The sequence below is a fragment of the Rhizobium sp. SEMIA4064 genome (assembly GCF_003025035.1).
Classification (GTDB): domain Bacteria; phylum Pseudomonadota; class Alphaproteobacteria; order Rhizobiales; family Rhizobiaceae; genus Rhizobium; species Rhizobium paranaense.
Window position 1 is genome coordinate 25401 of sequence record NZ_PYJN01000018.1, and the last position, 26094, is coordinate 51494.

The 26094-nt window shown below is 59.1% G+C and carries 24 protein-coding genes; 6 read left to right on the forward strand and 18 right to left on the reverse strand.

What is annotated here, in order from left to right; genetic code table 11:
- Positions 1 to 107: 107 nt before the first annotated feature.
- Together C9E91_RS12365 and C9E91_RS12370 are read right to left on the reverse strand one after the other, a co-directional pair.
- On the reverse strand, positions 108 to 545 hold the full coding sequence (locus C9E91_RS12365) for a secondary thiamine-phosphate synthase enzyme YjbQ (protein WP_107108836.1): 438 nt from the start codon (positions 543 to 545) through the stop codon (positions 108 to 110).
- A gap of 87 nt (positions 546 to 632) precedes the next feature.
- Positions 633 to 986 carry a DUF1428 domain-containing protein gene (locus C9E91_RS12370; RefSeq protein WP_107108595.1) on the reverse strand — a complete coding sequence of 118 codons (354 nt, stop codon included), beginning with the start codon at positions 984 to 986 and terminating at the stop codon, positions 633 to 635.
- A gap of 178 nt (positions 987 to 1164) precedes the next feature.
- On the opposite strand from C9E91_RS12370, the gene C9E91_RS12375 reads away from it, so the two are divergent.
- Positions 1165 to 1557, forward strand: a complete 393-nt coding sequence (locus C9E91_RS12375) for a GNAT family N-acetyltransferase (protein ID WP_107108837.1) — start codon at positions 1165 to 1167, stop codon at positions 1555 to 1557.
- 13 nt (positions 1558 to 1570) lie between these two features.
- On the opposite strand, the gene C9E91_RS12380 is transcribed toward C9E91_RS12375, so the two are convergent.
- The 11 genes from C9E91_RS12380 to C9E91_RS12435 all read right to left on the reverse strand — a co-directional run bounded on the left by C9E91_RS12380 (position 1571) and on the right by C9E91_RS12435 (position 14989).
- Entirely contained in the window at positions 1571 to 2497 is a 927-nt protein-coding gene (locus C9E91_RS12380; protein ID WP_107108596.1) for a LysR substrate-binding domain-containing protein, read from the reverse strand.
- A gap of 293 nt (positions 2498 to 2790) precedes the next feature.
- Entirely contained in the window at positions 2791 to 4020 is a 1230-nt protein-coding gene (locus C9E91_RS12390; protein ID WP_107108598.1) for an MFS transporter, read from the reverse strand.
- A gap of 149 nt (positions 4021 to 4169) precedes the next feature.
- A complete protein-coding gene (locus C9E91_RS12395) occupies positions 4170 to 4862 on the reverse strand; it encodes a B3/B4 domain-containing protein (RefSeq protein WP_107108599.1) in 693 nt (230 codons plus the stop codon).
- A gap of 83 nt (positions 4863 to 4945) precedes the next feature.
- The gene (locus C9E91_RS12400) at positions 4946 to 5755 is read right to left on the reverse strand and encodes an AraC family transcriptional regulator (RefSeq protein WP_107108600.1); all 810 of its coding nucleotides are present in this window, start codon (positions 5753 to 5755) and stop codon (positions 4946 to 4948) included.
- Positions 5752 to 6408 (reverse strand): glutathione S-transferase family protein, encoded by a 657-nt coding sequence (locus C9E91_RS12405; RefSeq protein WP_107108601.1) that lies wholly within the window; start codon positions 6406 to 6408, stop codon positions 5752 to 5754. The genes C9E91_RS12400 and C9E91_RS12405 overlap by 4 nt, the downstream gene beginning before the upstream one ends.
- A gap of 143 nt (positions 6409 to 6551) precedes the next feature.
- Entirely contained in the window at positions 6552 to 6845 is a 294-nt protein-coding gene (locus C9E91_RS12410; RefSeq protein WP_107108602.1) for a GYD domain-containing protein, read from the reverse strand.
- A 254-nt stretch (positions 6846 to 7099) separates the two neighbouring features.
- Positions 7100 to 8065 carry a DMT family transporter gene (locus C9E91_RS12415; protein WP_107108603.1) on the reverse strand — a complete coding sequence of 322 codons (966 nt, stop codon included), beginning with the start codon at positions 8063 to 8065 and terminating at the stop codon, positions 7100 to 7102.
- A gap of 131 nt (positions 8066 to 8196) precedes the next feature.
- The gene (locus C9E91_RS12420) at positions 8197 to 9867 is read right to left on the reverse strand and encodes a DUF930 domain-containing protein (RefSeq protein WP_107108604.1); all 1671 of its coding nucleotides are present in this window, start codon (positions 9865 to 9867) and stop codon (positions 8197 to 8199) included.
- A 367-nt stretch (positions 9868 to 10234) separates the two neighbouring features.
- Positions 10235 to 12298, reverse strand: coding sequence for an RNA polymerase sigma factor RpoD (gene rpoD / locus C9E91_RS12425; protein ID WP_107108605.1), 2064 nt, complete (start codon positions 12296 to 12298; stop codon positions 10235 to 10237).
- 444 nt (positions 12299 to 12742) lie between these two features.
- Positions 12743 to 13780 carry an L-threonine 3-dehydrogenase gene (tdh, locus tag C9E91_RS12430; protein ID WP_107108606.1) on the reverse strand — a complete coding sequence of 346 codons (1038 nt, stop codon included), beginning with the start codon at positions 13778 to 13780 and terminating at the stop codon, positions 12743 to 12745.
- A gap of 21 nt (positions 13781 to 13801) precedes the next feature.
- A complete protein-coding gene (locus C9E91_RS12435) occupies positions 13802 to 14989 on the reverse strand; it encodes a glycine C-acetyltransferase (RefSeq protein ID WP_107108607.1) in 1188 nt (395 codons plus the stop codon).
- Positions 14990 to 15157: 168 nt separating this feature from the next.
- Here C9E91_RS12435 and C9E91_RS12440 point away from each other — a divergent pair, with 168 nt between their 5' ends.
- A complete protein-coding gene (locus C9E91_RS12440; protein WP_107108608.1) occupies positions 15158 to 15403 on the forward strand; it encodes a type II toxin-antitoxin system VapB family antitoxin in 246 nt (81 codons plus the stop codon).
- Entirely contained in the window at positions 15403 to 15825 is a 423-nt protein-coding gene (locus tag C9E91_RS12445; protein WP_107108609.1) for a type II toxin-antitoxin system VapC family toxin, read from the forward strand. Before C9E91_RS12440 ends, C9E91_RS12445 begins: the two co-directional genes overlap by 1 nt.
- Positions 15826 to 15842: 17 nt before the next feature.
- On the opposite strand, the gene recQ is transcribed toward C9E91_RS12445, so the two are convergent.
- Both recQ and dnaG read right to left on the reverse strand, forming a co-directional pair.
- Positions 15843 to 17723 carry a DNA helicase RecQ gene (recQ, locus tag C9E91_RS12450; protein WP_107108610.1) on the reverse strand — a complete coding sequence of 627 codons (1881 nt, stop codon included), beginning with the start codon at positions 17721 to 17723 and terminating at the stop codon, positions 15843 to 15845.
- A gap of 6 nt (positions 17724 to 17729) precedes the next feature.
- Positions 17730 to 19721 (reverse strand): DNA primase, encoded by a 1992-nt coding sequence (gene dnaG / locus C9E91_RS12455; protein ID WP_107108611.1) that lies wholly within the window; start codon positions 19719 to 19721, stop codon positions 17730 to 17732.
- A gap of 570 nt (positions 19722 to 20291) precedes the next feature.
- Here dnaG and C9E91_RS12460 point away from each other — a divergent pair.
- Positions 20292 to 20534 carry a DUF1344 domain-containing protein gene (locus C9E91_RS12460; protein ID WP_107108612.1) on the forward strand — a complete coding sequence of 81 codons (243 nt, stop codon included), beginning with the start codon at positions 20292 to 20294 and terminating at the stop codon, positions 20532 to 20534.
- Positions 20535 to 20980: 446 nt separating this feature from the next.
- Positions 20981 to 21781 carry a hypothetical protein gene (locus C9E91_RS12465; protein WP_245407482.1) on the forward strand — a complete coding sequence of 267 codons (801 nt, stop codon included), beginning with the start codon at positions 20981 to 20983 and terminating at the stop codon, positions 21779 to 21781.
- On the opposite strand, the gene C9E91_RS12470 is transcribed toward C9E91_RS12465, so the two are convergent.
- Entirely contained in the window at positions 21762 to 22214 is a 453-nt protein-coding gene (locus tag C9E91_RS12470; protein ID WP_107108613.1) for a GatB/YqeY domain-containing protein, read from the reverse strand. The genes C9E91_RS12465 and C9E91_RS12470 overlap by 20 nt on opposite strands.
- A gap of 308 nt (positions 22215 to 22522) precedes the next feature.
- On the opposite strand from C9E91_RS12470, the gene carA reads away from it, so the two are divergent.
- A complete protein-coding gene (carA, locus tag C9E91_RS12475) occupies positions 22523 to 23731 on the forward strand; it encodes a glutamine-hydrolyzing carbamoyl-phosphate synthase small subunit (RefSeq protein WP_107108839.1) in 1209 nt (402 codons plus the stop codon).
- 201 nt (positions 23732 to 23932) lie between these two features.
- Here the strand turns inward: carA and C9E91_RS12480 are convergent, their stop codons facing one another.
- Positions 23933 to 24505 carry an EVE domain-containing protein gene (locus C9E91_RS12480; RefSeq protein ID WP_107108614.1) on the reverse strand — a complete coding sequence of 191 codons (573 nt, stop codon included), beginning with the start codon at positions 24503 to 24505 and terminating at the stop codon, positions 23933 to 23935.
- Between the two features lie 96 nt (positions 24506 to 24601).
- Positions 24602 to 25999 carry an MATE family efflux transporter gene (locus tag C9E91_RS12485; protein WP_107108615.1) on the reverse strand — a complete coding sequence of 466 codons (1398 nt, stop codon included), beginning with the start codon at positions 25997 to 25999 and terminating at the stop codon, positions 24602 to 24604.
- Positions 26000 to 26094 lie beyond the last annotated feature (95 nt).

The window sequence follows — 26094 nt, forward strand, 5'->3', positions numbered from 1 at the left end:
TCCTAATCTTTGAAACAGCGCTGCGGCTGTCCGCCATCAACCGCGAATCACCCATTCAGATTGCATTCAGCACAAATTACGATCGGCTTACGGGAATTTTCGCAGCGTCAGGCAGAAAGATGCAGCACGATTTCGCGTCGGTGCGGACGGTCGCGATGCTCGAAAAGATAGATGCCCTGCCATGTGCCAAGCGCCAGACGACCGCGCGTCACAGGGATGCCGACCGACACCTGCGTCAGCGCCGTCTTGATATGCGCCGGCATATCGTCGGGCCCTTCCGTCGTATGTACGATCCACCGCATTGAAGGGTCGGAAGACGGCGGCACGAGCCGGCGGAAGAAAGCATTGAGATCTGTCTGCACGTCAGGATCGGCATTCTCCTGAATAAGGAGGGAACAGGAGGTGTGACGGACGAAGACGGTCAACAGACCGTCACTGGATGCCGAGCCTGCCGAAGTTGCCGCGCGGACGAATTCCGCCGCCTGGCCCGTGAACTCGTAAAGTCCCTGGCCATGGGTCGACAGGGTGATGACGGTCTGCGGCATGGCATCTCCGGTAGTGATCGCAGCGATGCGCTTGAGGTCGGCCGCAGCGGTCGGAAAGTCAAGCCCGGCCGCCGGGATCAAGAGAGATTAGAGCTGCAGAAAAATATCGAAGCCGCCATAGATCATGCGCTTGCCATCAAAAGGCATATTCGCCATCTCATCCCTCAGCCGCGGATCGGCTATGACCTTTTCCATCACAGTGTCGCGATGCTGGCGAGATTCATAGGTGATCCAGGAAAAGATCACGATCTCGTCTTCCTTGGCCATAACGGAACGGGGAAAGGATGTCAGCTCGCCATAGGGCACGTCGTCCCCAACGGACTCCACGTAGCTCAGCGCTCCGTATTCCTTCCAGACATCGCCGGACTTCCGCGCCAATGTCTTGTAGAGCTCGATCTTGTCTTTCGGAACGGCGATAACAAACCCATCCACATAGGGCATGGCAATCTCCTCTGTTCTGTTTCCACCCCCAAAGACGATTGACTATAGCGCGATCCGACATGGGATGCACTTTCCCATTGCAATTACTCGGATATCGCTTGCCTTATGAGCCCGTTACGGTCGTTCTCCCTGCGGATAAGCTTGGCATTGAAGTTTCATCAATAACGAGAGGATGGTCATGACGATCGAATTCAGGATCGATCCCTATCCTGACAACAACGCACTCAACGCCTTGTGGGCGACGGCTTGGAACGAAGTCGCCGTGCGCGATTTCTCATCGGTTCTGTCGAGAAGCCTCGCCCATATGGGCGCTTTCGACGGAGCGCGCCTGGTAGGATTCGTCAACGTAGCCTCAGATGGTGGCATACACGCCTTTATCCTCGACACCTGCGTCGCCCCGGAATTCCGTCGACAGGGAATAGCGACCAGGCTTGTCGAAATGGCAACGAATGTTGCGCGCGAACGCGGCGCGGAATGGCTACATGTCGATTTCGAACCGCATCTCACCGACCTCTATCGGAGGCTGGGCTTTGCAGCGACGGAGGCCGGCTTGATCAGGCTACGCGATTGACGGCGATCGCCTTTCAAGCAATTGCGTTGACCTGCGATGTCAACCACGTACGGAACAATGCCGCCGATGGATTTTGCAAGGCGTTCGGCGGGTACAGCAGGTTGTAGCTGACGGCTGCCGGCTGAACCTCCACGAAACAACGCACCAACTGCCCCTCCGCAATGTCCTTCGCGACAAGAGAACTGCGAACCAGCGCAAAGCCAAGGCCGTCTCGGCATGCTCCAAGCATATCGGCAAAGGATTCGAAGAGAGGTCCATTCTCGACCGCCTGGCCGATATCAAAATCGGCCATTCCGCCCGCAACATCATGATCAAGCACTTGTTCGTACCAGCGTTGCCAATCGAGCACCGTATGTCGCATGCCGGTGTAACGCAGCAGGGGCGCGGCTTTTATGGCGTAGCGCTTCGGCAGCCGCTCGGACAGTGTTGGCGAGCTGACGACAAACTCCTCATCCATCAGCAATTCATCGAGAACGAGACCGGCTTCGGCTCGCCCGAGCCAGATCGCAAGATCGACGCCATTAGGCCCGAAATCGGGCCGCTGGTAGCCGACGACCATCTTCAGCTCGATGTCGGGATAGCGCTGGCAGAAATCGCCGAGCCGCGAAGCGAGCCACTGACTGGAAAATTCCGGCGTTACCGACAGCGTCAGGGTGCGAACCGACACGCTCGCCCGCGCCTGATACAGCGCTGTCTCCAATTGAGAGATCGTGTCGACGATTGCCGGATGAAGACGCGCACCCAGCGGCGTCAACCTTGCGCCTGAGCGTCCTCGATCGAAAAGCTTACCGCCGATCCAGCCTTCGAGCTGTGAAAGCTGATGGCTGACCGCAGTCTGCGTCAGTCCCATGCGTTCGGCCGCACGACCAAAGCCGCCGGTTTCGACGATGGCGCAAAATGTCTGCAACACGGCCAACGGCGGAAGCGGTCTTTTTCCCATGAAAATCCTTCATGCTTGATCGACGAAGGCTTCATTATACATCGCAAATACGTAGGCGCATTCCTCTATGTCATAAGAACATGGAGCTTATAATAGATGAGAAACATTCATATATTCACTCCGATGCGTCGCGCCCAAAAGTGGCTCGGCCGAATGCTCCGGGCATTTGCTTCTGTGCGAAAGCAGCTCGCCGACAAGGAGGCCGGACGCCAAAGTATCCTGTCAATCAGTGCCCACCTTCAGCGAGATGCCGGGCTGGATAAAATCCCGGACGATCCATGAGCGAAGCCGCCTCACCCCTTGAGTGTCTTCACCTTGGTCAAATCGGGAAAAATCCGCATCCAGAGCAGTACGACCGCGATTGTGCCGATGCCGCCGACGATACCGGTAAGAACCGGGCCGAGCGCGCTGGCGAGCATGCCGGATTCAAATTCGCCGAGTTGGTTGGACGTGCCGATGAACAGGGAATTCACGGCATTGACGCGGCCGCGCATATTGTCCGGCGTCAGGAGCTGCACCAGCGAACTGCGCACGACGACGCTGACCGTATCCGACGCGCCGACGATAAGCAGCGCTGCGACGGAAAGGATGATGTTGGTCGAAAGCGCGAAGACGACGGTGGCAACGCCAAAAACGAAAACTGCGAGCAGCATTTTCTTGCCAGCATCCGTCTGCAGAGGCCGACGCGCCAGCCAGATCGACATGACCAAAGCACCGATTGCAGGTGCGGCACGCAGAAGTCCGAGCCCCCATGGTCCGGCATGCAGGATATCCCGCGCGAACATCGGCAATAGCGCCGTGGCGCCGCCGAGCAGCACGGCGAAAAGATCGAGCGAGATCGTGCCCATCATTACCGGCCTACTCCGGATAAAGGAGACGCCGGCAAAGACCGAACTCAATGTCACGGGCTCGCGTGACGACGGCTGCTTTCGTTCGACGCGGATCGAAATGACATTGAGGCTCGCGATGACATACAGCACGGCGGATACCGCGAAAGGCGCGATCGGACTGACGCCATAGAGCAGGCCACCGAGCGATGGACCGATGATGAAGGCGGTCTGCATCATCGACGTGGAGGTCGCGATCGCCATCTGTAACATCAATGGCGGCACGATATTGGGCAACAGAGCGGCCATGGTAGGGCGTTCGAAGGCGGTGGCGGCGCCCATGACGGCGACTGCAGCGAGGATGCCAGCCGGGCCGATCCAATGCTGCCAGACGGCGACGGCAAGCACCAGCGCGGTCAAGGCTTCGACCAACTGGCAGACCAGGCCGATGCGCCGGCGGTCGAACCGGTCGGCAACATGACCGACGATGAAGGTCAGGATGACCATCGGCAAAAATTGGCAGAAGCCGACCAGGCCAAGGAAGAAGGCGCTATGCGTCTGATCGTAGATCATCCAACCCATGGCGACCGTGACCGACTGGAAACCGATCGAGGAAAAGACGCGAGAGGCAGCGAAGGAACGATATCCGGGATGGCCGAGCACGCTTGCCCGGTCTTGGCTTTGCAGGGTGTCCATATGTCTTTCTTCAGCTCCGGACGCCGCGCCCAGAGCAAGATTTATGAGCAATATGAAATATCTATTGGGTTCCCCTGCTCTGCCCGAATGCCGCGCTTGTCAACCGCATTTTTGTTTCTGATCGGCCATTTGCCGGCAAATACTAAGATCTACAGATCAAATCGTGGTGAAGAGCAACTGAGCACCTTTGTCCTGGCTTGGACCGACCACACGGCGGCGAGTTCTGCCGCAAGGGTCGCGATCAATTTCGGCACATCACTGCTGGCCGCCTCGTGCATAGCCTCGGCGACGATCAGCACGGATCGCGTATCCTCGCGAACGGCGGAAAGACCGCTTTGACGGTTGGTCCAGCGCCGCGCATGCGCCTGACCGGCACCATCGGCAAAGATCACCTCGCGCAGCTCTGGATGCTCTGTTTCGCCGGCGAAGGTCAGATAGGTCTCTCTGCCCGTCGCGTGCCTGACTTCGAGATCGCCGGAAATTTTCGCAAGATCGAAGACGGCAATGGGAATGGCGAAAGCGATCGAGATGGCGTTGCAGAGATCGACGAGCGGATGCAACTGCGGCAGCGATTTTTCCTGGCGGAATCGCCTGAGCAAAGCCTCGGAAGCACAGCGATATTGCGTCGGCTTCAGCCCCATTTTCGAGAAGGTGCGCCGCCAGGCTTGGATCTCCGGCATCTCACCTTCCGGACTGCCCGCCAGCCGTTCCTCGGCGATCGCATGGAACGTCGCGAGACGATCGGTGACGCCCACATTCGCGGTGACTCCTTCCACGAAGAGTGCGCCGGCGACCAGATCGGGGAATTCGTTCCACATCTCATTCGAATGGTGGAAATACATGGCTTTTCCTTCTGCGGTTCTGATTTGGAGCAGAAGAAAAACCCGAAGCCGGCGGCCGGTCTTGAACGAAATTGCAGATGCCTTCAGCGCTTCGTGTCGGCGTAGATGCGTGGCGAGACGCCGAAATTGCGCACGAAGATCCGAGTCATATGGCTTTGATCGGCAAATCCGCTGGCAAAAGCCGCTTCCGCCAGGGGCATGCCAGCGGCGATCAGCCCCCGTGCCCGAAGGATGCGACGCTGAAGCAGGTAGGCGTGCGGTGTCAGCCCCGTTGCCTTGGCAAAACCGCGCAGGAGCTGGAAACGGCTGAGCCCGCTTGCCTCGGCGAGATCGGCCAGCGTCACCGATGCTGCCGGATCGTCATCGATGAGATCGCGGGCACGCCTGATTGCGGCGGGAACATTGGTACCCTCATCCGCTTGCCGCTGTTCGCGCATCACGTCCGCGACAATCGATAACAACAGTCCATCTCGCCGCAACGCAGCTTCCGGGCCATCCTGGCCGGTCACCGTCGAAAACAGTGCTTTGAACCGCACCGCAGCTTGTCCGTTTCGAAGGACGGGAGAAGGAAACTCCCCCTCGCCGCTGCCCCCTTCGCCGATATCGCCCAGAAGATCTCCCACCAGCCGCGGATCGAAATAGAGCATCGACCACGCTCGGCTCTCCCCAACCGGCATGCCGTCATGCACCTCGTTCGGATTGAGAGTGATGATGTCGCCGGCTTCAGCCCGTACCACGCCACGCCCGCTCAGCGACACCTGCGCGCCGCGCTCGATGACGCCGATGCCGAACTGATCATGCGTATGCTTGGGAAAGCTATGTCCGGTCTCCGCCGCCACGGCTTCAACACCAGCAACGGAAGAGCGAAGCATCCTGAACTGGCTGGACCTCATGCGCGCCGCCCGCCCGGCTTGCTGAAACCCGTCATCCCAACACTCGGCCGGGCAACGATACACGACCACCATGCCGCCAGCTTCGGATGATGCTCGATCATTTCCCGCCCCTCCGGCGCCATGAGAAAATAGTCGAACATTGGTGCCACATAGAGATCGGCAAGCGTCAACTCCGGGCCGCACAACCAGGGACCGTCGCCGATCAGATCGGAAAGAGCGGCAAGGCCGATGGCAGCTTTGGCAAGGCTCGCCGCAATCCGCTCTTCATCGGCGGCGATGCCCTTTGCCGGCTTCGAGACCCGTTCCACGCAAACGCCCCAGACCAGATGAGGATAGAGATATCCGTCGGCAATGCTGACGATCTGGTTCATCCGTGCCCGCTGACGAGGCGCAACAGGCTGAAGGCGCGGCCCATCGAATGCCTCATCGACATAGCGTGTGATCGCAGCCGTTTCATAGAGCCGAAAATCACCGTGCTCGAAGGCCGGAATGCGGCCGAATGGATGCCGCTCCAGATAGGATGCCGACGGCCCGCCCTCAGCGAAAATGTCGATCGGCACCCTCTCGTGCTCGACGCCTTTCTCGAGAAGCGCAAGCCGCGCAATTCGCACGTAGACGCTATAGTCTGCGCCAAAGAGGCAGGGCTTTTCCATGTCTCAACGCCATTCTGTTCATCCGCCGACATCTTTTCGAAGTCGGCCGCTGCGGTCAATGGCGACACGGCTGGCCACATCTTCCATATACCCGGTCAGCCGCCGCTGACCGGGTTTCAACAGTGACAAAATCGCCCCCAACACTATCCCAAGGACGCCATGATTTCGCGATAAGCGGCCTCGGGAAAAGCCTTCAGCGTGCGCGAGCGCACGTTGCCGCCCATCCCAAGCGTCAAGGCGAAGCGCGCCATCACCGCGTCATCGGGCGCCTCGCAGACGGCGACCATGTCGTGATCGCCCATGGTCAGGAAAAATTGCTTAAACGAACCGCCCATATCCTGGAGCTGCTTCTTGGCAGCATCCAGCCGCCGCGGCGATTCCTTTACGCTACGCACTCCTTGGTCGGTCCAATTGAGCAGAACGATATAAGTGGTCATCCCACACCTCCTCCGCTGCGTCGCGCATCCATTGAGACGAGCAGGCAGATGACGCAGTAACGGTTTGATCCACGCGTAAGCCCTGGAAAAACCATCCCAGTTTTCGGAATTACGCGCCGCCACCCCGGCGTTTCGGGCCCCGTCCCGTCAATACAGGTCGCGCTTAACAACCATAGGCTTGTCACCTCATGGCGACAATAAACCTAATCCCCACTCATTCGGGTGACGCGCGATGGGATCGCAGGCGAGCCACATCATCTATCTGATGTCTCAGCCGCAAAGGCGCCTTGGGTGTTGGCCGCAACAACGGCCGCCGGCAAGGGTGTGCCGCGTTTGCGCTCACGCGCCAGCGTCAGCAGGCCGGAAAAGATGATGAGGACGATACCGAGCGCCATCGCTAGATCGATGCTGTCATTGAACAGCAGATAACCGAAACCGATCGCCCAAATCATTTGGCTGTATTGCGGCGGCGCGACGAGATTGGCGGGAGCCAACTGCGCCGCGCTCATCAGCAGAACGGTGCCAACAGCGCCGAGAAGGCCGTAGCTCGCGAGGAGTATCCATTGCCACGCCGCTGGCCACGTCATCTCCTGCAGCATCAGCAATCCACTGACGATGAGCGTGCCGAACAACACCGCACCATAAAGCGAGATGCGCTTCTCCTTCGAGCCGAGTGCGCGATTGATGATGATCGAGACGGCCCCGCTCAAGCCGCCGATCGCCGCGCAGAGATGGCCGATCGAAAGCTCGCGAAAGCCCGGCCGCAGCACGATGAGCACGCCGACAAAACCGAGGATGACCGCGGTCCAACGCTGCCAGCGCACATCCTCCTTGAGGAAGACGACAGAAAGAATAGTGACGAAGGACGGCAGGAGGAAGAGCAGCGCGAAAGCCTCTGCCATCGGCAGCTTGGTGAAAGCTATGATCGAACATATGGTGCCGATCGCGCCACAGGCGAAACGCAGCATCCACAACGGCCGGTTCGTCGTCTTGACGACATCCATCCAACCATCCCCGCGCCCCTTCAGGAATGGAATGGCCGCAAAGCCAAACAGCGAGCCGATGAAGGCCACTTCATAGGACGGCAGCGTCCCATGCAATAGCTTGATCGACGCGTCACTGAACGCATAAACGGCATAGGATGCGAATGCCACGAGGACGCCACGCAGCGTTGAATGGCCAGCGGCCATGGATTTGGAATCGGCTGTGATCGATGTCATTAGAATTGTGCGATGCAAAGGGAGGACATTGAATCAGATAGATACAGTGAATTGTATGATGAAATTGGCCGAATTTCGATCGGGCATGGGAATAAACTATTGTTTCAAGCTGACGAGGCGAGTGTTGTCATTCAATTGCTGGGAACGCCCAGTTTCTCCAGCCGACTGACGGGGATGCGACCTTTGATGGCATAGGAGAAAGCGACAACTTTCAAGGCATCGTCATCAACCTGACATTTGAATTGGACCTGTTGCCATCCCTTGGGTGTTTGAACGGCAACGCCATCGCCATAGATGCCAGTATAGATGTACATATTAGGTGAGAGCGCAGAATTGATGAAATTGAGACCATAGGCATTCAAATCATGCCAGTACTGCTGCTTTTGCTCGTTGTTGCAAAGCATCCGCACACGGTCGCGCCGCGGGAGTTTTTTCCAGGCGTCCAACTCGTCCTTTGACATGCGCGCTATTTCCGTGCCGGAGTAGAAGCGCTTGGCCTGGATGACTTTGCCCTGTTGGCCGCCGGTTTTGTCCACCGGCTTTTGTTGCGTCTGCGACGGATCGGATGTCGATGCCTGTTGTGTACCGTCCGCCGGCGACCGCTGCTGCGGTCGAGGTTGAGGCTCGGGAACGAATGTGGTTCCAGCCGTTGGGTCGCTAGCGGCGCCGGAGATCGATTGATCCTGCGATTGTTGCTGTGGCTGTGCGCCGCCGGTCGTCGGAACGGCGACATCCGGGGCGACCTTGGGATCGGCCGCGGCCTGCTGTTGGGCATTCTGATCTACCTGCCCTTCGGCGGTCTTCGCTTGTCCCGCAATGGGATCAGACGCCGCTCCGTCTTTTTGATCCGCCTGCGTTCCTGCTTGATCCGTCGAAGGTTTATCCGGCTCCGCAACCTGGGTATCGGACGCCTGGTCCGTCGCCAGCTCCTGCGGCGTCGGCATTGACGCTGGATCACTGGAATTCGGATCGGTCGCAGATGTTGCAGCATCTGGCTTGGCGGCCTTCGCCTCCGCGTCGGTCTTTGCCGCCTCCTGTGCCTGTTGCTGCTGTGAAGCGGCATCGCTTGGGGACGGCGTCACATCTGTCTTCGGCTGCACGTTGGCCTCCGCCGCAGCTTGCGCGGCCGAAGCATCCAGCGCCGGTTGATCAGCAGTTTGCTGTTGCGGCTGGGTGTTCGCGTCCCTGGTCGGCGGTGTCTGGTCCTGCTTCTGCGCCTCTGTTGCCGGATCGGAGTTGGGCGGCGTCTGGTCTTGCTGCCGCGCCTGCGTCTGGTCTTGCGGCTTCGCCTGATCATCAGCCGGTGTCGGCGACGGCGTATCACTCGGCTGCGGCTGCGCGTCAGCTTGCTGCGTGGCCGGTGACGGCTGATCGGCCTTTACATCGGCAGGCTTATCCGCCTGCGCCGGCTCTTGCGATTTGGCGTTCTGGTCTTGCGCATTCGGATCGGGAGCCTTCTCGGTCTTCGTCTTGCTCTCGTCGCTCAGCTTGTCGGCGGTCTGCTCGCCCTCTGTTTTATCGGCAGATGCTGCCTTTTCCTTCGAAGTATCCTTCTGATCAGGCCTGGGCGTCGGCGTCGGCACGCGGCCGGATCGCTGCTCCTGTGGCTTCGCAGCATTTTGTGCCTGCTCCTTGGGCTGCGGCACCATCTCGACATTGATGCTGTCTTCCGGCTGCGGTATCGGCATCGCCACCACCGGCAGCAAGAAAAGCGCCGCGAAAAACAGGATATGCAGCAGGATCGAAGGGATCAGTCCCCATCGACGCTCATCCGGCTTCCGCTGTTCGGCGACGCGCTCCATCGGTCAGCGGCCGCAAGGCTGACGACGCAGGGCAGACGGAGAAGCGCTCAACAATTTCATCCAAACCTTACCGAACAAACGACATCCCACGATGCCCAGATTCCCGACATATGGTGTTAAACATCAAGGCCAGAAAGAGGCAGCCGGAAAATTGCAGGCTGTCAGTCTGACCACAGCTCCGCAGTGCCCGGAAAACAAACCTGCGTGATCCCAGGCAAAGCCTCGAGGAAGCCCCCCGACAAGGTAACATACAACGTCGCACCTTTAGAAGAACGCGCCGGGAAACGGCGGTGCCGGCATCTCACAAAACGAAAAACCCGGCTCGCTTCCGCGAACCGGGTTCTGATCTCGTAACAGCGCAAATCCCTCAGCTATCGAGGAACGAGCGCAGCTTTCTGGAGCGGCTCGGATGCTTCAGCTTGCGCAACGCCTTGGCTTCGATCTGACGGATACGTTCGCGGGTAACCGAGAACTGCTGGCCGACTTCTTCGAGCGTATGGTCGGTGTTCATGCCGATGCCGAAGCGCATGCGCAGCACGCGCTCTTCGCGCGGCGTCAGCGATGCCAGAACGCGGGTCGTCGTCTCGCGCAGATTCGCCTGAATGGCGGCGTCGATCGGCAGCAGCGCATTCTTGTCCTCGATGAAATCGCCGAGATGGGAATCTTCTTCGTCACCCACCGGGGTTTCGAGCGAGATCGGCTCCTTGGCAATCTTCAGCACCTTGCGCACTTTTTCAAGCGGCATGGCAAGCTTTTCGGCCAGTTCTTCCGGCGTCGGCTCGCGGCCGATTTCATGCAGCATCTGGCGCGAGGTACGAACGATCTTGTTGATCGTTTCGATCATATGCACCGGAATGCGGATCGTGCGCGCCTGGTCCGCGATCGAGCGGGTGATCGCCTGACGAATCCACCATGTGGCGTAGGTCGAGAACTTGTAGCCGCGGCGATATTCGAACTTATCGACCGCCTTCATCAGGCCGATATTGCCTTCCTGAATGAGGTCGAGGAACTGCAGACCGCGGTTGGTGTATTTCTTGGCGATGGAGATGACGAGGCGCAGGTTCGCTTCGACCATTTCCTTCTTGGCGATACGCGCTTCGCGCTCGCCCTTCTGAACCATGTGAACGATGCGGCGGAATTCCGAGATCGAAATGCCGGTTTCGGTCGCAAGGTTCTGAATTTCCTGGCGGATGTCGCGGATCGTGGTGTTTTCGCTCTTGGCGAATTCCTTCCAGCCGCGAGCGGCCAGATTGCCGATCGACTTCATCCAGTTCGGGTCGAGCTCGGCGCCCTGATACTGCTCCAGGAAGCTATCGCGCTTGACGCCGTAGGATTCGGCAAGACGCAGCAGGCGGCCTTCGTTCTGCACAAGGCGCTTGTTGATGTCGTAGAGCTGCTCGACGAGAGCGTCGATACGGTTCTGGTTCAGCGACAGAGACTTGACCGACTTGACTAGCTCATCCTTGAGTTCCTTGTAGCGGCGCTCCTGTGCGGAAGACAGCGTGCCGGAAGCCGACAGGCGCTGCTCGACCTGCTGGTCCTGCAGCTTGCGTAGCTTCTTGTAGGTCTCGGCGATCGTATCGAGCGTCAGCATGACCTGCGGACGAAGCTCAGCTTCCATCGCGGCGAGCGAGAGGCTGGATTCGTCCTCGTCCTCTTCCTCCTCCTCGATCGGCATGCCTTCGCCGCCGACATCGGTGATGTCGTCGTCGCCGGAGGAACGGCCACGGCGGGCCTTTTCCTTCTCTTCAGCGGCCTTGCGGTCCGCCTCGATCTTTTCCGGGCTCTGGAACTGCGGCGCAGCCTTGGCCTCGGGACCGGAATAGGTCGTTTCGAGGTCGATGATTTCGCGGAGCAGCGTGGTGCCTTCGTTGAGTTCGTCGCGCCAGATGATCAGCGCCTGGAACGTCAACGGGCTCTCACAAAGACCGCCGATCATGGTTTCGCGGCCGGCCTCGATGCGCTTGGCTATCGCGATTTCGCCTTCGCGCGACAGCAGTTCGACGGAACCCATCTCGCGCAGATACATGCGCACGGGATCGTCGGTGCGATCGGTCGGCTCTTTCTTCTTGGTGGTTGCAAGCGCTGAACCGCCGGAAGGCGCAAGCTCGCCGCCTTCGCCATCCTCGTCGCTGCTGGAATCGTCGTCGTCGCCGCCACTGGCTGCCGCGCCCGCCTCTTCGACATCCTCGTCTTCGATGACGTTGATGCCCATATCGGAGAGCATAGCCATCGTGTCTTCGATCTGCTCCGACGTCACTTCTTCGGACGGCAGAACGGCGTTAAGCTCGTCCATCGTCACATAGCCGCGCTTCTTCGCGGCCTTGATCATCTTTTTGACCGCGTCGTCGGAAAGATCGAGAAGCGGGCCATCCGAGGCGCCGTCGCGTTCGACTTCAGCTTCTTCGTTCTCTTTGACCTTGGTTGCCATCTCTATATCGTCGCTTTCCCTGACGCTTAAACTACACGCGGTGAATGACCGCTCTGGCCCGGCGCGCTTCGCGCCAGCCCCGAATCACCGACAAACACCTAACGGAATGACCTTTAATGCCTGATTAACCACGATCGCCGGCTCCGAACAGCAAAGCTGGATTGCGTTTGGAATTCCGGCCATGGTATATGTGATCCGCCTGACCCAGTTCACCGTTTTTCCGAGGACAAACGGTGATTCCTACAATTTTTGTTCTCGTCAAGCTTTTCCAGCAAAAAAGCCTGTTAAAATCGTGAAAAAGCCTTATCCACAGGCCCAACACGCCCAGAAACGATTGCTTCCCGTATTTAGGAAGTCCCCGTGCGATGACAAGGGCAGGTCTATGAAACCACCCGTATTTCCGCAGTTCGCGGCAATATTGATGCGATCGGGCCACAATTTTGCTCAAATCCAGTCCATCACCACCTTGCCGGAGTTACCGGAACGCATGGCTTCGAAGCCATCGCGGAAATCATCGATTCCGATACGGTGGGTAATGACCGGCGAGACGTCGAGCCCGCCCTGAACGAAGGCGATCATCTTATACCAGGTCTCGAACATCTCGCGGCCGTAGATGCCTTTCAGATTGAGCATCTTGAAAATCACCTTGTTCCAGTCGATCTCGAAGCCGGCCGGCGCGATGCCAAGAATGGCGATCTTGCCGCCATTGTTCATCTTGTCGATCATGTCGCGGAAGGCGGGGGCTGCACCCGACATTTCCAGACCGACATCGAAACCTTCGGTCATGCCGATAGACTTCATCACATCGGCAAGATTTTCTTTTGAAGCATCGACAACATGCTCGATACCGAGCTTGCGGGCGAGCGCCAGCCGGTTGGGATTGATATCGGTGATGACCACCTTGCGGGCGCCGGAACGCTTGGCGACCATGGCGCCCATGATGCCGATCGGCCCCGCGCCGGTGACCAGCACATCCTCGCCCACCAGATCGAAGGAAAGTGCAGTGTGTACCGCATTGCCGAAAGGATCGAAGATCGCCGCCACCTCATCCGGGATATCGTCGGGGATCGGCACCACGTTGCTTTCCGGAATGCAGACGAATTCACCGAAGGAGCCCGGACGGTTGACGCCGACACCCTGCGTATTGCGGCAGAGATGCCCCCTGCCCGCCCGGCAGTTGCGGCACTTGCCGCAAACGATATGTCCCTCGCCGGAAACGCGCTCGCCGACGTGATATTTCGTGACCGCCGAGCCGATCTCGGCAATTTCGCCACAGAATTCATGACCGACGACCATCGGCACCGGAATGGTCTTCTGCGCCCATTGGTCCCAATTCCAAATATGCACATCCGTGCCGCAGATCGCCGATTTTTTGACCCGGATCAGCACATCATTCGGCCCAACCTCGGGAACCGGAACATGCTCCATCCATAGCCCGACTTCCGGCTTCGATTTGACCAGCGCCTTCATCATGTTCGACATGAGCTGTCGTCTCCATCCGATTCAAATGATTCCGAGTTCACGTCCCGCCTCAGCGAAAGCGGCAATCGCGCGCTCGACATCGGCTTTCGAATGCGCCGCCGACATCTGCGTGCGGATGCGCGCCTGGCCCTTCGGCACGACCGGGAAGGAGAAGCCGATGACGTAGACGCCCTTTTTCAGCATCAGCGCCGCCATCTCCTGCGCCAGCTTCGCATCGCCGAGCATGACGGGAATGATCGGGTGATCGGCGCCCGCCAAAGTGAAACCGAGCTTGGTCATTTCACTACGGAAAAACTCCGTATTACCACGGAGTCGGTCGCGCAGATCGCTGCCGTTTTGGATCAGCTCGAAGACCTTCAACGAGGCGGCCGCGATAACCGGAGCCAGGGTATTGGAGAAAAGATAGGGGCGCGAACGCTGGCGCAGCCAATCGACGATCTCAGCCTTGGCCGAAGTGTAGCCTCCCGATGCACCGCCGAGCGCCTTGCCAAGCGTACCGGTGATAATATCGACCCTGCCCTCGACACCGCAATGTTCCGGCGAGCCGCGACCGTGATCGCCGACAAAGCCGACGGCATGGCTGTCATCGACCATGACCATTGCGCCATATTTTTCGGCAAGATCGCAGACGCCCTCGAGATTGGCGATGATGCCATCCATGGAGAAAACGCCATCGGTAGCGATCAGCTTGAATCGGCTGCCCTCCGCCTTCTTCAGCTCCTCCTCCAAAGCCGCCATGTCATTGTTGGCGTAGCGAAAGCGTTTCGCCTTGGAGAGGCGCACGCCGTCGATGATCGAGGCGTGGTTCAGCGCGTCGGAGATGATGGCGTCCTCCTCCGACAACAGCGTCTCGAACAGTCCGCCATTGGCATCGAAGCAGGAGGAATAGAGGATGGTATCCTCCATGCCCAAAAAGGCCGATATCCTTGCCTCGAGCTGCTTATGCTCCTCCTGCGTCCCGCAGATGAAGCGCACCGAGGCCATGCCATAACCATAGCGATCAAGTGCCTTCTTCGCAGCCTCGGCCAGTTCCTCGTTGTCGGCGAGCCCGAGATAGTTGTTGGCACAGAAGTTCAGCACCCGCTCGCCGCCAGCCACGGCGATCTCGCCCGCCTGCTTGGATGTGATGATCCGCTCGGACTTATAGAGGCCTGCCTCCTTCAGACTGGCGATTTCGGATTGAAGATGGGAGATGAAGGCAGATGTCATGATGAACGCGCTTTCTCGAAAAGAGATGGAACCATCTAACGACGACATCATCGAATTAGCACATCTGCACACACCATGTCGCGAGGAAGGCGTCAGCGCGACGGTCAAAAGTGTCGCTGGCTTGAATATCGCCGCCGTGATATACAGATATACATGGGAGATATATCGATGGCACTTTATATTCGCGATGCGGAAGTAGACTCCTTAGCTAACGAAATTCAGAAATTGACCAAGGCGCCCACGAAAACGGAGGCGGTTCGCCAAGCGCTGAAACATGAGCTTGCACGCGCAAGGAAGGAGCTTCCGCTGCGCGATCGACTGGCCCGCGCCAAAGCAATGGCCGATGCACTAGGCCCCAATGATCCAAATTTCGATATGAAAGCGTTCACTGATGAAATGTGGGGCGATGACTGATGTTTATCGACGCATCGGCAATTGTCGCAATACTTGGCGAGGAGCCAGGCTATGAGGAAATTGAAAAAAGCCTGGCGAAGGTCAACAGCGATTTCTATGTATCGCCACTCGTGAAGTTCGAGGCAACCTTAGCCCTCGCCCGTCGTAAAACCCCGGTCCCCGGGCAAAAACCATCACCATCTCTCCTTCGACGGGCCGGACAAGCTATTGATACATTTATCGAGGATATCGGGGCGCAGGAGATCGAAATCTCATCGGACATTGGCAAAGCCGCACTGGAAGCAAGCGCTCGATATGGCAAGGCGGTAGGTCACAAAGCCGATCTCAATTTTGGCGATTGTTTCGCTTATGCTTGCGCCAAAGCCCTGAATGTGGGCTTGCTCTACAAGGGAAATGATCTCGCTTTCACTGATATCGGGTAAAGGAAAGCCCCTGCCGCTCATCCCTCTTCGAACGCCCGGATAACCTTCAAGAACGCATCTCCGTAGCGTTCCAACTTTGACTGCCCTACGCCCGAAATTTCCAGGAGGGCATCGCGGCTTGTCGGCCGCTCCGTAGCAAAGGCAATCAGTGTCGTATCCGGGAAAACGACGTAGGGCGGCACGCCGAGCGCCTTAGCGATCCTGGCGCGCTCGCTTCTCAACGCCTCGAACAGCGGCTGAGCCTCGCTCGACAGGCTTGACTGCCGCTTCTCGATCCGCGCCGCCTTCTTGGCGCGACGCCCCGCCTCCGGCCTGTCCTTGCGGAAGAAAACCTGGCGCTCGTGCTTGAAGACCGCCCGCGCCTCCGGCTCGAGCTTCATCGCGCCGAAAGCGGCGTGATCGATGCTGACGAAGCCGCTTGCCAGCAATTGGCGGAAGACAGACTGCCAGGTGCGGGCGGGAATATCTTTGCCGGCCCCGAAAACCGGCATGTTCACATGACCGAAACGCTCGGTCTTCTCATTGACCGTCCCCATCAGCACATCGATGACATGGCCGGTGCCGAAGCGCTCGCCGGTGCGGTAGACCGCGGCGAGCGCCTTGATCGCCGCTTCCGTGCCATCCCAAGTCTCGACCGGTTTCAGGCAGGTGTCGCAATTGCCGCAGCCGCCGCCATGCCCCTCGCCAAAATGCGCAAGGATCGCCTGTCGCCGGCAGCCGGCCGTCTCACAGATCGCAAGCAATGCGTTGAGCTTGGCACGCTCGACGCGTTTGATCTCTTCCGCAGCATTGCCCTCATCGATCATCCGCCGCCGCTGGATGACGTCAGCCATGCCATAGGCCATCCAGACTTCGGACGGTAGGCCGTCGCGTCCCGCGCGCCCGGTCTCCTGATAATAGGCCTCGACGGAACCGGGCAGATCGAGATGGGCGACATAGCGGACATTCGGCTTGTCGATGCCCATGCCGAAGGCGACCGTCGCCACCAGGCAAAGATCCTCTTCCTTCAAGAAGGCATCCTGATTGGCATCGCGCACCGACCGATCCGTGCCGGCATGATAGGCAAGCGCGCGAACGCCCTGCCCGTTCAACCACTCCGCCGTATCCTCGACCTTGGCCCGCGACAGGCAATAGACAATGCCGCTATCGCCGCGATGACCATCGAGGAAACGCAGCAATTGCTGACGCGGCTGATCACGCTCGACGATCTCATAGGTGATATTCGGGCGATCGAAGCTGGTGGTGAACACCTTGGCGTTATCGAGCGCCAGCCTCTCGATGATATCGTCGCGCGTGTGCGGATCGGCCGTCGCCGTCAACGCGATGCGCGGCACATCGGGAAAGAGTTCCGCAAGCTTGCCGAGATCACGGTATTCCGGCCGGAAATCATGTCCCCATTGCGAGACGCAATGCGCCTCGTCGATCGCGAACAAGGCAATCTTCGCCTTGGCGATCATCTGGCTGAAGCCGTCGGTCAAGATGCGTTCGGGCGTGACATAGAGCAGATCGAGCCTGCCCCCGGAGATGGCGCGATAGACATCACTTGCCTCATCCCGCGATAAGGACGAGTTCAGCGCCGCCGCCCGGATGCCGAGCTGTTTCATCGCCTCGACCTGATCGCGCATCAGGGCGATCAATGGCGAAACGATGATGCCGAGGCCATCGCGGCACAACGCCGGAATCTGGAAACAAAGCGATTTGCCGGCGCCGGTCGGAAACAGCACGACCGCATCGCCACCGGAAACCACATGCTCGACCACCTGCTGCTGCTTGCCGCGAAAGGCGGAATAGCCATAGACCCGCTTGAGGATATCGAGCGGCGCCGCTCCCGAATTGTCTCTCCCGAACAGCGCATCATCGGCGGAAAACCGCGGCTCCTGTCGATCTGGCAGTGACATCTATCCCTATTTCCCCGCTGCCCCTTTGATGCGACCGGAAAGCACGCCAAAGCCATCAATGATCGCTTCCTGGTTTTCGAGGCGCAAAGCCTCGAGCTGCACTTCCTGCAAAGCGCGCATCAACTGCTCGATAAGGTCGCCGTCACCCTCTTCCGTTGCCTCGGCGATCGCGCTTTGCAGCTCGATCTTGTGCCAACGCAACGCCTTCGACCGCTTGTGAAGCGCAAGCGCCTGGCGATATCCCTCGCGCGCATCTTCCGTGGCGGCTTCCTCGGTCGCCGTCCAAAGCCGGGCATTGCGCACCTGCTGGTCGAGGCTCTTCAGCAATGCGGCAAAACCCTGCTCCTCCAACTGCTCGAGCAGCCGCTCGCGATTGAGCTGCGGGCCGGCCATGGCTGCTGCCGTGCCGAGCATGGCGGACCACAGACGCTGCAATTCGCGGCTTTCGTAATCGATCGCAGCGATCTCATCATATTCGTCCTGCAGCAACGCCGGATGATTGACGATGGTCAACGCCAACACGCTCTCGCGCAGCCCCGGTATGTCCTGATGACCCTTGATCATGCCTGAACGCGTCAAGCGATCCGACGCCGTTATATTGGCGACCTGCTGCCGATCACGGGTCGACCCGCCGCGGCCACCGAAATTGCGGCCATTGCCTTCGCGGGAAAAACCGCGCCCCTGCTGATTGCCGCCGCGCTGGAACTGCGGCTGGAACAGCCCGTTCAGCCGGTCGCGCATGTCCTGCTGATAATGCCGGCGGACATTCTCGTCCGATATGACCGAAACCATCTGCTTCAGCCGCGCCTCAAGTTCGGCGCGCGCCTCCGGTGTGTCGAAGGTGCCACTGCCCGCTTCGCGACTCCAGATCATTTCCGCCAGCGGCTTTGCCTGCGCCATGACCTTGTCGAAAGGTGCGCGGCCATCGTGGCGGACGAGATCATCGGGATCCTTGCCGTCGGGCAGCAAGGCGAAGCGCACGGTACGGCCCGGCTTGATATGTGGCAGCGCCAGATCGGCGGCACGATTGGCGGCGCGAATGCCGGCGCCGTCGCCATCGAAGCAGAGCACCGGCTGGGGCGTCATCTTCCACAGGAGTTCGAGCTGGTTTTCCGTCAGCGCCGTGCCGAGCGGCGCAACCGCGTTCTCGACGCCAGCCTGATGCAGCGCGATGACGTCCATATAGCCTTCGACGGCGATGATCGTCCCTGCACCGTCGTTCCCCTGGGCGGCACGGCGCGCACGCGTGAAATTGTAAAGCACATTGCCCTTGTGAAAGAGTTCGGTCTCGTTGGAATTGAGATATTTGGCCGGCGCATCCGGCGACATGGCACGGCCGCCGAAGGCGATCACCTTTTCACGCGAAGACAGGATCGGGAACATGATACGATCACGGAAGCGGTCGTAGGAGACCGGCACATTCTCGTGCACGACAAGGCCGCAAGCTTCCATCTGCTCTTTCAAGACGCCTTTGCCGGCTAAAAACTCCTTGAGTGCATTGCGGCTGTCCGGCGAATAGCCGAGGCGGAAGGTCTCGATGGTGCGGCCGGTCAGGCCGCGATCGCGCAGATAGGCGCGCGCCCTTGCACCGTTTGCCGCCTGGAGCTGATCCTGAAAGAACTGCGTTGCCATTTCCATGACATCGAGCAGCGATGTGCGCTCCTTTTCGCGCTTTGCCTCCATGGGATCGGCGACCGGCATGGGAAGGCCCGCCATGTCGGCGATCTGCTGCACCGCTTCGGGGAAGCTGAGCCCCTCGATCTCGGTCAGAAAACGGAAATGATCGCCCGTGACGCCGCAACCGAAGCAGTGATAACGGCCCTTGCGGTCCTCGCAGTGGAAGCTCGGTGACTTTTCGCCATGGAACGGGCAGCAGGCCCAATAATCGCCGCGCGGCACATTGGTCTTGCGCCGATCCCAGGTCACACGTCGACCGATCACGTCCGAAATGGGAACGCGGTCGCGAATCTCATCGAGAAACGTATTGGAAAATCGCATGACTACCTCTGGCTTGCCCCCATATAATCAGGAACGGAGCGCATTGCCACGAGAACCCTCCGCCACGCCCGCTATTCACAGCCTTCTCGCTGGATAGTCGAATTCAACTTTTCCGATCACAACTCCGTGAAAGCTTCGGCACAATTCATGTCCGTGCCCCTGGTTGGGAGGCGGTTTTCGGCATCGTCAGAGGCAGGATCAGGTCCAGCTTTTCCCGCCTATATGTGCATCGCAAAAACCCGGCACCACAGCTAGACCGTGCCGAAAACTTCGCAAAAGCAAAGAGTTACTGATTATAAGGATGAGCAGTTAAGGGCGAAAAACGACGCAAGCGGCAACCGTTGCCGAAGGTCGAAAGGCGCGCGTTCTTCCCTGCCGGTGGCGCATTTGAGGCATAGTTCGTAAGCCAAACATTATTTTTTTGTAATTTGATTGTTGGTGTGCAGCGCAATAGCTTTCTTCTCACGGGACGAGACAAGCCGGCGAACAAATGCTTCGCGACGCGACATGCCTAGACGCCCCGACGGACAGGAAGCCAGAGGTACAGGTTTCCAGTTTGGGAGAATTCAAATGCGCGTTCTGCTCGTACCCTTTGCTGCCGCTGCCCTCTTCGCCACAGCTAACTATAGCTCGGCTACGACAACGCAGGGTGTAGCACCGGCGGTGACGACGAACGTGCTTTATACCGGGGCCGATTATCAGGTACCCGTTGATATGAAAGTTCCGGCCCTCAAAGCCGGCATCAAGGTTCAGATATCCTGGTTGCAGTCGCAAGGCATGGATTCGCCAGAGCAAGTCAGGATCATCAAGTAAAGTTCACCCATACCCAGGTGAGGCACCATCCCTACCCCCGGCGCCGCCTCACCTGGGTGCCTTTGCAAAAGACGTTTGATTTTTGGGCCCCACCCTGCGTCATCAAACGCCTGCAAAGCGCAAGAAGGCAGGAGCTCCCCCAGCTCCTGCCTTCTCTATTTGCGGTCAAGGGTGGCGCAAAGCGCGCTAAATTCGACGCCGTTTCGGCGATTGCCCCCAGCTCATCAAAGCTCTAGCCGGAGCGGATATATTAGCAATACTCCATTTACGCCATGACATCCAAATTCAATTGACAATTGACACCGCCGCGCCGATGAATTCCCCGGCTCATTGGAAATCTTCATATGTCATTCGTTGCGGAAGAACTTGCCTCTGATCTTCGTTTCTTCACAATTGTTCTCGGCTGCTCGCGCGAGATGGTTGCCGCATACGTTGGCAATCCACGCATGAGCTCTGTTTTTGCTTCCCAGCAACGTTGGCTGATGGCCCAAGCCGGCCTCGGACTGCATTACGGCGGAATAGACGGAGAGCCGCCGGGCTTCTATGCCCGCCGCTTTGTGGATTACGTTCTCAAACATGAGATCGCCAGCCACAATACGGCGCTGAGCTTCATCCAGGAAATGCTCGCCTATCGCTATATGCGCCATCTGCCCGACTCACCCGACAAGCGCCTGCGCCCGATCGAGCCGACCGAAGCGGCGGTCGAACAGCTCGCGAAATGGTTTTATATCCACCTCATGGTGCTCGACAGCCTGGATGGCAGCCAGCGGATTGCGACTTTTGTCGAACGACCGGAACTCGTTGCAGTGCTGCAGCCGACAGTCGCATCCAGAATCATTGCCAGCGACCGAGTTCGCCATCCCGGCGAGACCTTCGATCTCTTCACCTGGGCAAATTCCGGCGGCGTCATCATGGATTATCTGATCTCCCGCATCGGAACGATGGATCCGACGGCGGCGAGAATGGATATCGGTCCGATTTCGTTCAGCGAGATCTGCGAACGCTTCCTGATCTCCAGAACGCATGTGAAACGGCTGATGAGCAAGGCATCGGCGATGGGAAGCGTGGGCTGGGTCGGCAGTCCGGGCAAGAGCCACTTCTGGCTCTCCCGCGGCTTCATTCAGGAATATTGGGACTACCAGGCCGAAAAATTCGCCATCATCGGCAATGTCTGGGAAGAAACCGTCGGCGCGCAGCCCGAGCCCGCACCGACGGAGCAACAAAGACTTACTTCAGCAGCTCTTTGAGGATCGCCGAAGCCTTGGCGAAATCCATCTGCCCGGCATAGCGCTCGCGCAGGGCGGCGACGCACTTGCCCATGTCCTTCAGACCCTGCGCACCCAGTTCCGCCACGACGGCGACGCAGATCTCGCGCACCTTCTCGTCGGAAAGCTGCTCAGGCATGAAGCCCTGGATAACAGCGATTTCCTCGCGTTCCTTGTCGGCCAGTTCCGGACGTCCGCCATCCATGTAGATCTTCACCGACTCTTCGCGCTGCTTGATCATCTTGGCGAGCAACTGCAGAATCTCGTCGTCGCTTGCCTGTTCCTTGCCGAGACCACGATTGGCAATGTCCTTGTCCTTGATCGCGGCGAGGATGAGGCGCACGGTCGAAAGCCTCGCCGCGTCCTTGGCCTTCATGGCATCTTTCTGGGCGTTGGAAAGCGTTTCGCGGATCATGTCTTAAACTCCTTAAGCAAGCCGGCGACGATCGCCTAGCCTCTCATTTCACGTTGCCAGTCTCATAGACCATCAGCGGCGATCAATGCAATTACATCAGGTTTGCTCGAAAGCCGGCGAATTCCTTGGCGGGAAACGAACGGGGCGCATTGACCGACACGCCTTGTTTGGCTATGTCCAGCACCTGCACATTAGATCGATATGAAGGTCTCAAGCCGCGACGCACGTCGCCGGCTGCAATCGGCACAAACATGGCGGAAGCCCACGGTCTTTTCAAGGCCGCGCACGACGCCGGAAACGGGATGACAATGACCGCGACAGCCCCATGGACAACTGAAAAGCCGAGTGCCCTGCTCGTTCTCGCCGACGGCACCGTAATCGAAGGCAAGGGTATCGGCGCGACCGGCAAGGTCCAAGCCGAAGTCTGCTTCAACACGGCGCTGACCGGCTACGAGGAAATCCTGACCGACCCCTCCTATCTCGGCCAGATCGTTACCTTCACCTTCCCCCATATCGGCAATGTCGGCACCAATGACGAAGACATCGAAGATCTGACGCCTGCCGCCCGGCATGGCGCCGTCGGCGTCGTCTTCAAGGCCGATATCACCGATCCCTCGAACTACCGCGCCGCAAAGCATCTCGACCAGTGGCTGAAGGCTCGCGGCATCATCGGCATGTGCGGCATCGACACCCGCGCGCTGACCGCCTGGATCCGCGAAAACGGCATGCCCAACGGCGTCATCGCCCATGATCCGAACGGCGTCTTCGATATCGAGCAATTGAAGGCGGATGCGAAGTCCTGGAGCGGCCTGGAAGGCCTCGACCTCGCCAAGGTCGCCACGTCAGGCCAATCGTCGCAATGGTCCCAGACGCCTTGGATTTGGAACGAAGGCTACGGCGAACTCAACGCCGACGATGCCAAATATCACGTCGTCTGCCTCGATTACGGCGTCAAGCGCAATATCCTGCGCCTCTTCTCAGGCCTCGATTGCAAGGTCACCGTATTGCCGGCGACCGCATCCACCGATGATGTCTTGGCTTTGAAGCCCGACGGTATTTTCCTGTCGAACGGTCCGGGCGACCCGGCGGCAACCGGCGAATATGCCGTGCCTGTCATCAAGGACCTGCTGAAGACCGAAATCCCGTTGTTCGGCATCTGCCTCGGTCACCAGATGCTCGGCCTCGCGCTCGGCGCCAAGACGGCGAAGATGCATCAGGGTCACCACGGCGCCAACCATCCGGTCAAGGATCACACGACGGGCAAGGTCGAGATCGTCTCGATGAACCATGGCTTCGCAGTCGACTCGAGCTCGCTCCCACAAGGCGTTGAGGAGACTCACGTTTCGCTGTTCGACGGCAGCAATTGCGGCCTGCGCGTTTCCGGCAAGCCGGTCTTCTCCGTGCAGCATCACCCGGAAGCCTCTCCGGGCCCCCAGGACAGCCACTACCTCTTCCGCCGCTTCGTCAATCTGGTGCGCGAGAAGAAGGGCGAACCGGCTTTGGCCGAGCGCGCCTGAGCGCATCAGCCGCCTAACACATAAGAAAGCCTCGGATTCGCGATCAATCCGAGGCTTTTTTTTACGCGTCAAGTTGGGAGGTATAGAGCACTTCCAGGAAAAGTGCGCAGCGGTTTTCCGTCCGGAATGCGCAAAAACAAAGGGATAGAGCGGGAAAGCGATTCCGTGAAACGCTGAACCGCTCTATGTCTTCACATCGGCTTACGCCTGCAGGCGACGCTGCTTTACGACTTCCAGTTCGCTCATCATGATCTCCTGCAGGAATTCGAAATCGGACTGTCCAAAGTCGACGAGCCCGAATCTCAATCTGTAGCCCCAGTTCTTATCCTGGGTAAAATCCAGCCAACCCAGCAAGGGACGAAGCGGCTGCTCGGGCGCATCGAGCCAATCGACATCGCGCCGATAGGCTTTTCCGCAATCCATCTGCGCCTGATAAACCCCGCCCTCGCGGACATAGCCGATGGCCGTGAAGCTTTGGAAACCGTCCCGGTCTCCCATCGTCAGCGATGGCGAATAATAGACGATGCCGTCACCCGGCTTGATGCGCTTCAGCGGACCCGGCTTGCCGTGGCAAACCTGCATGAAGCCATGTTCGCGCCCGAGGCGAACGTGCTCCGTGGAAGCCACTGCCAGCCAATAGGATTTCTCGGCAGGCTTGGGTTCTCCGCGAGACACGTTGGCATGCGGCAGGAGGCGCACCGGTGCACCCTGACTGATCGATTCTTCCCGCGGGAACAGCGCGGCATCGTTACGATTGCTTGCCTTGAAAATCATGATCGTCTCCCGTCGTTGGTATGGCACCAATATAGACGACCATGCTGTCAATTTTTGTCAGCAGTCTTGCCCGCTCCGGCGTCAAATTGACCGGCGTCAGCCAGCCAATTTCTCCGAGCGCACCAGGATGTAGAACCGCGTGCAGAGCATCGTTGCGGCCGAGGCCAGCCCCAGAAGAAAGCCGAACCAGATACCGATCCCACCGAAGCCAAGCGGGAAGGCAAGCAGCCATGCCAGGAAGAAACCGATCGGCCAATAGGCGATCAGCGCCATGATCATCGGCACGCGCGCGTCCTTCAAACCGCGCAGCAGACCGCTGGCGATTGCCTGCAGTCCATCCACAAGCTGGAACAGGCCGGCCACGACGATCAGCGGCGCCGCATAGGCGAGCACCTGCGGCGCTTCTGCCGACTTGACGTCAAGGAACCAGCTTCCCAGCCACGCCGGCGCCGTCGCGAACAGGATGCTGCCGCAGAGCGCAATGCAGCTCGAAACGATAAGCGCCACGATTGCCGCGCGCTTTAGGCCGAGATGATCACCCTGCCCGTGCGCAACACCGACCCGCACGGTCGCCGCCTGGCTGAGGCCGAGCGGGATCATGAAGGCGATCGACGCCCACTGCAGCGCGATACCATGCGCGGCGAGCTCAATCGTACCGATCTGCCCCATCAACAGCGAAGCGGCCGTAAACAGGCTGACCTCGGCCAGAACCGTGATGCTGATTGGAAAGCCAAGGCGAACGACTTCCCAGAGCGCATGCCAATCCGGCCGCCAAAGACGGACGAAGATTTCGTAGCGGCGCGTCTCTTCGCGGCTCTGCACATAGCCGAGAATGAACAGGAACCCCGCCGTCTGCACCGCAACGGAGACGATCGCCGCACCATGCAGCCCGAGCGCCGGCATGCCGAAATGGCCGAGCACCAGGCAGTAGGCAAGCACCGCATTCATCACCAGCATGGCAATGGTGACCTTGAGGATGATGCCGGCGCGGCCAATGGCGCTCACGAGTGCGCGAATGACGTTGTAAAGCAGCCCCGGCAGCACGGCGAAGTGGCCGATCGCAATATAGCCGCTCGCAAGCCTCGCGACATCCGGCTTTTGCCCAGCCGCAAGAAGGATCTGCTCCGAATAAAGAAAGGCCGGCTGCGCCACCAGCCAATAGGCCGTGACGACCCATAGGCCCATGCGCAATGCACGGCGCACCGAAGCCACATCGCCCCTACCATAGGCCTGAGCCACCAGCGGTACGACGGCGATGGAAAAGCCCGAACCGAAAATCAGGATCGTGAAGAGAAACTGCGCAGAGAGCACCATGGCTGCCAGTTGCTCGGCACCGAGACGGCCGACGATCATCACATCCGTTGTGTTGATGCCAAGCTGCGCCAGTTGCGCGCCGATCAGCGGTATGCCGAGCGCCAGGGTGGCGCGGACATGCGCAGACCACGAATTATTATTGTCGTGCGCGAAGGGGCGCGCAGCTACCGGCGTATCCATCTTGAAAACTCGATTTAAGAAAGCGCAAACCGCCTACCCAGGGGTGCGCAAGCCCATCGGCTTAGCGCAACTTGACCCGAAAAGCCAGTCGGCAA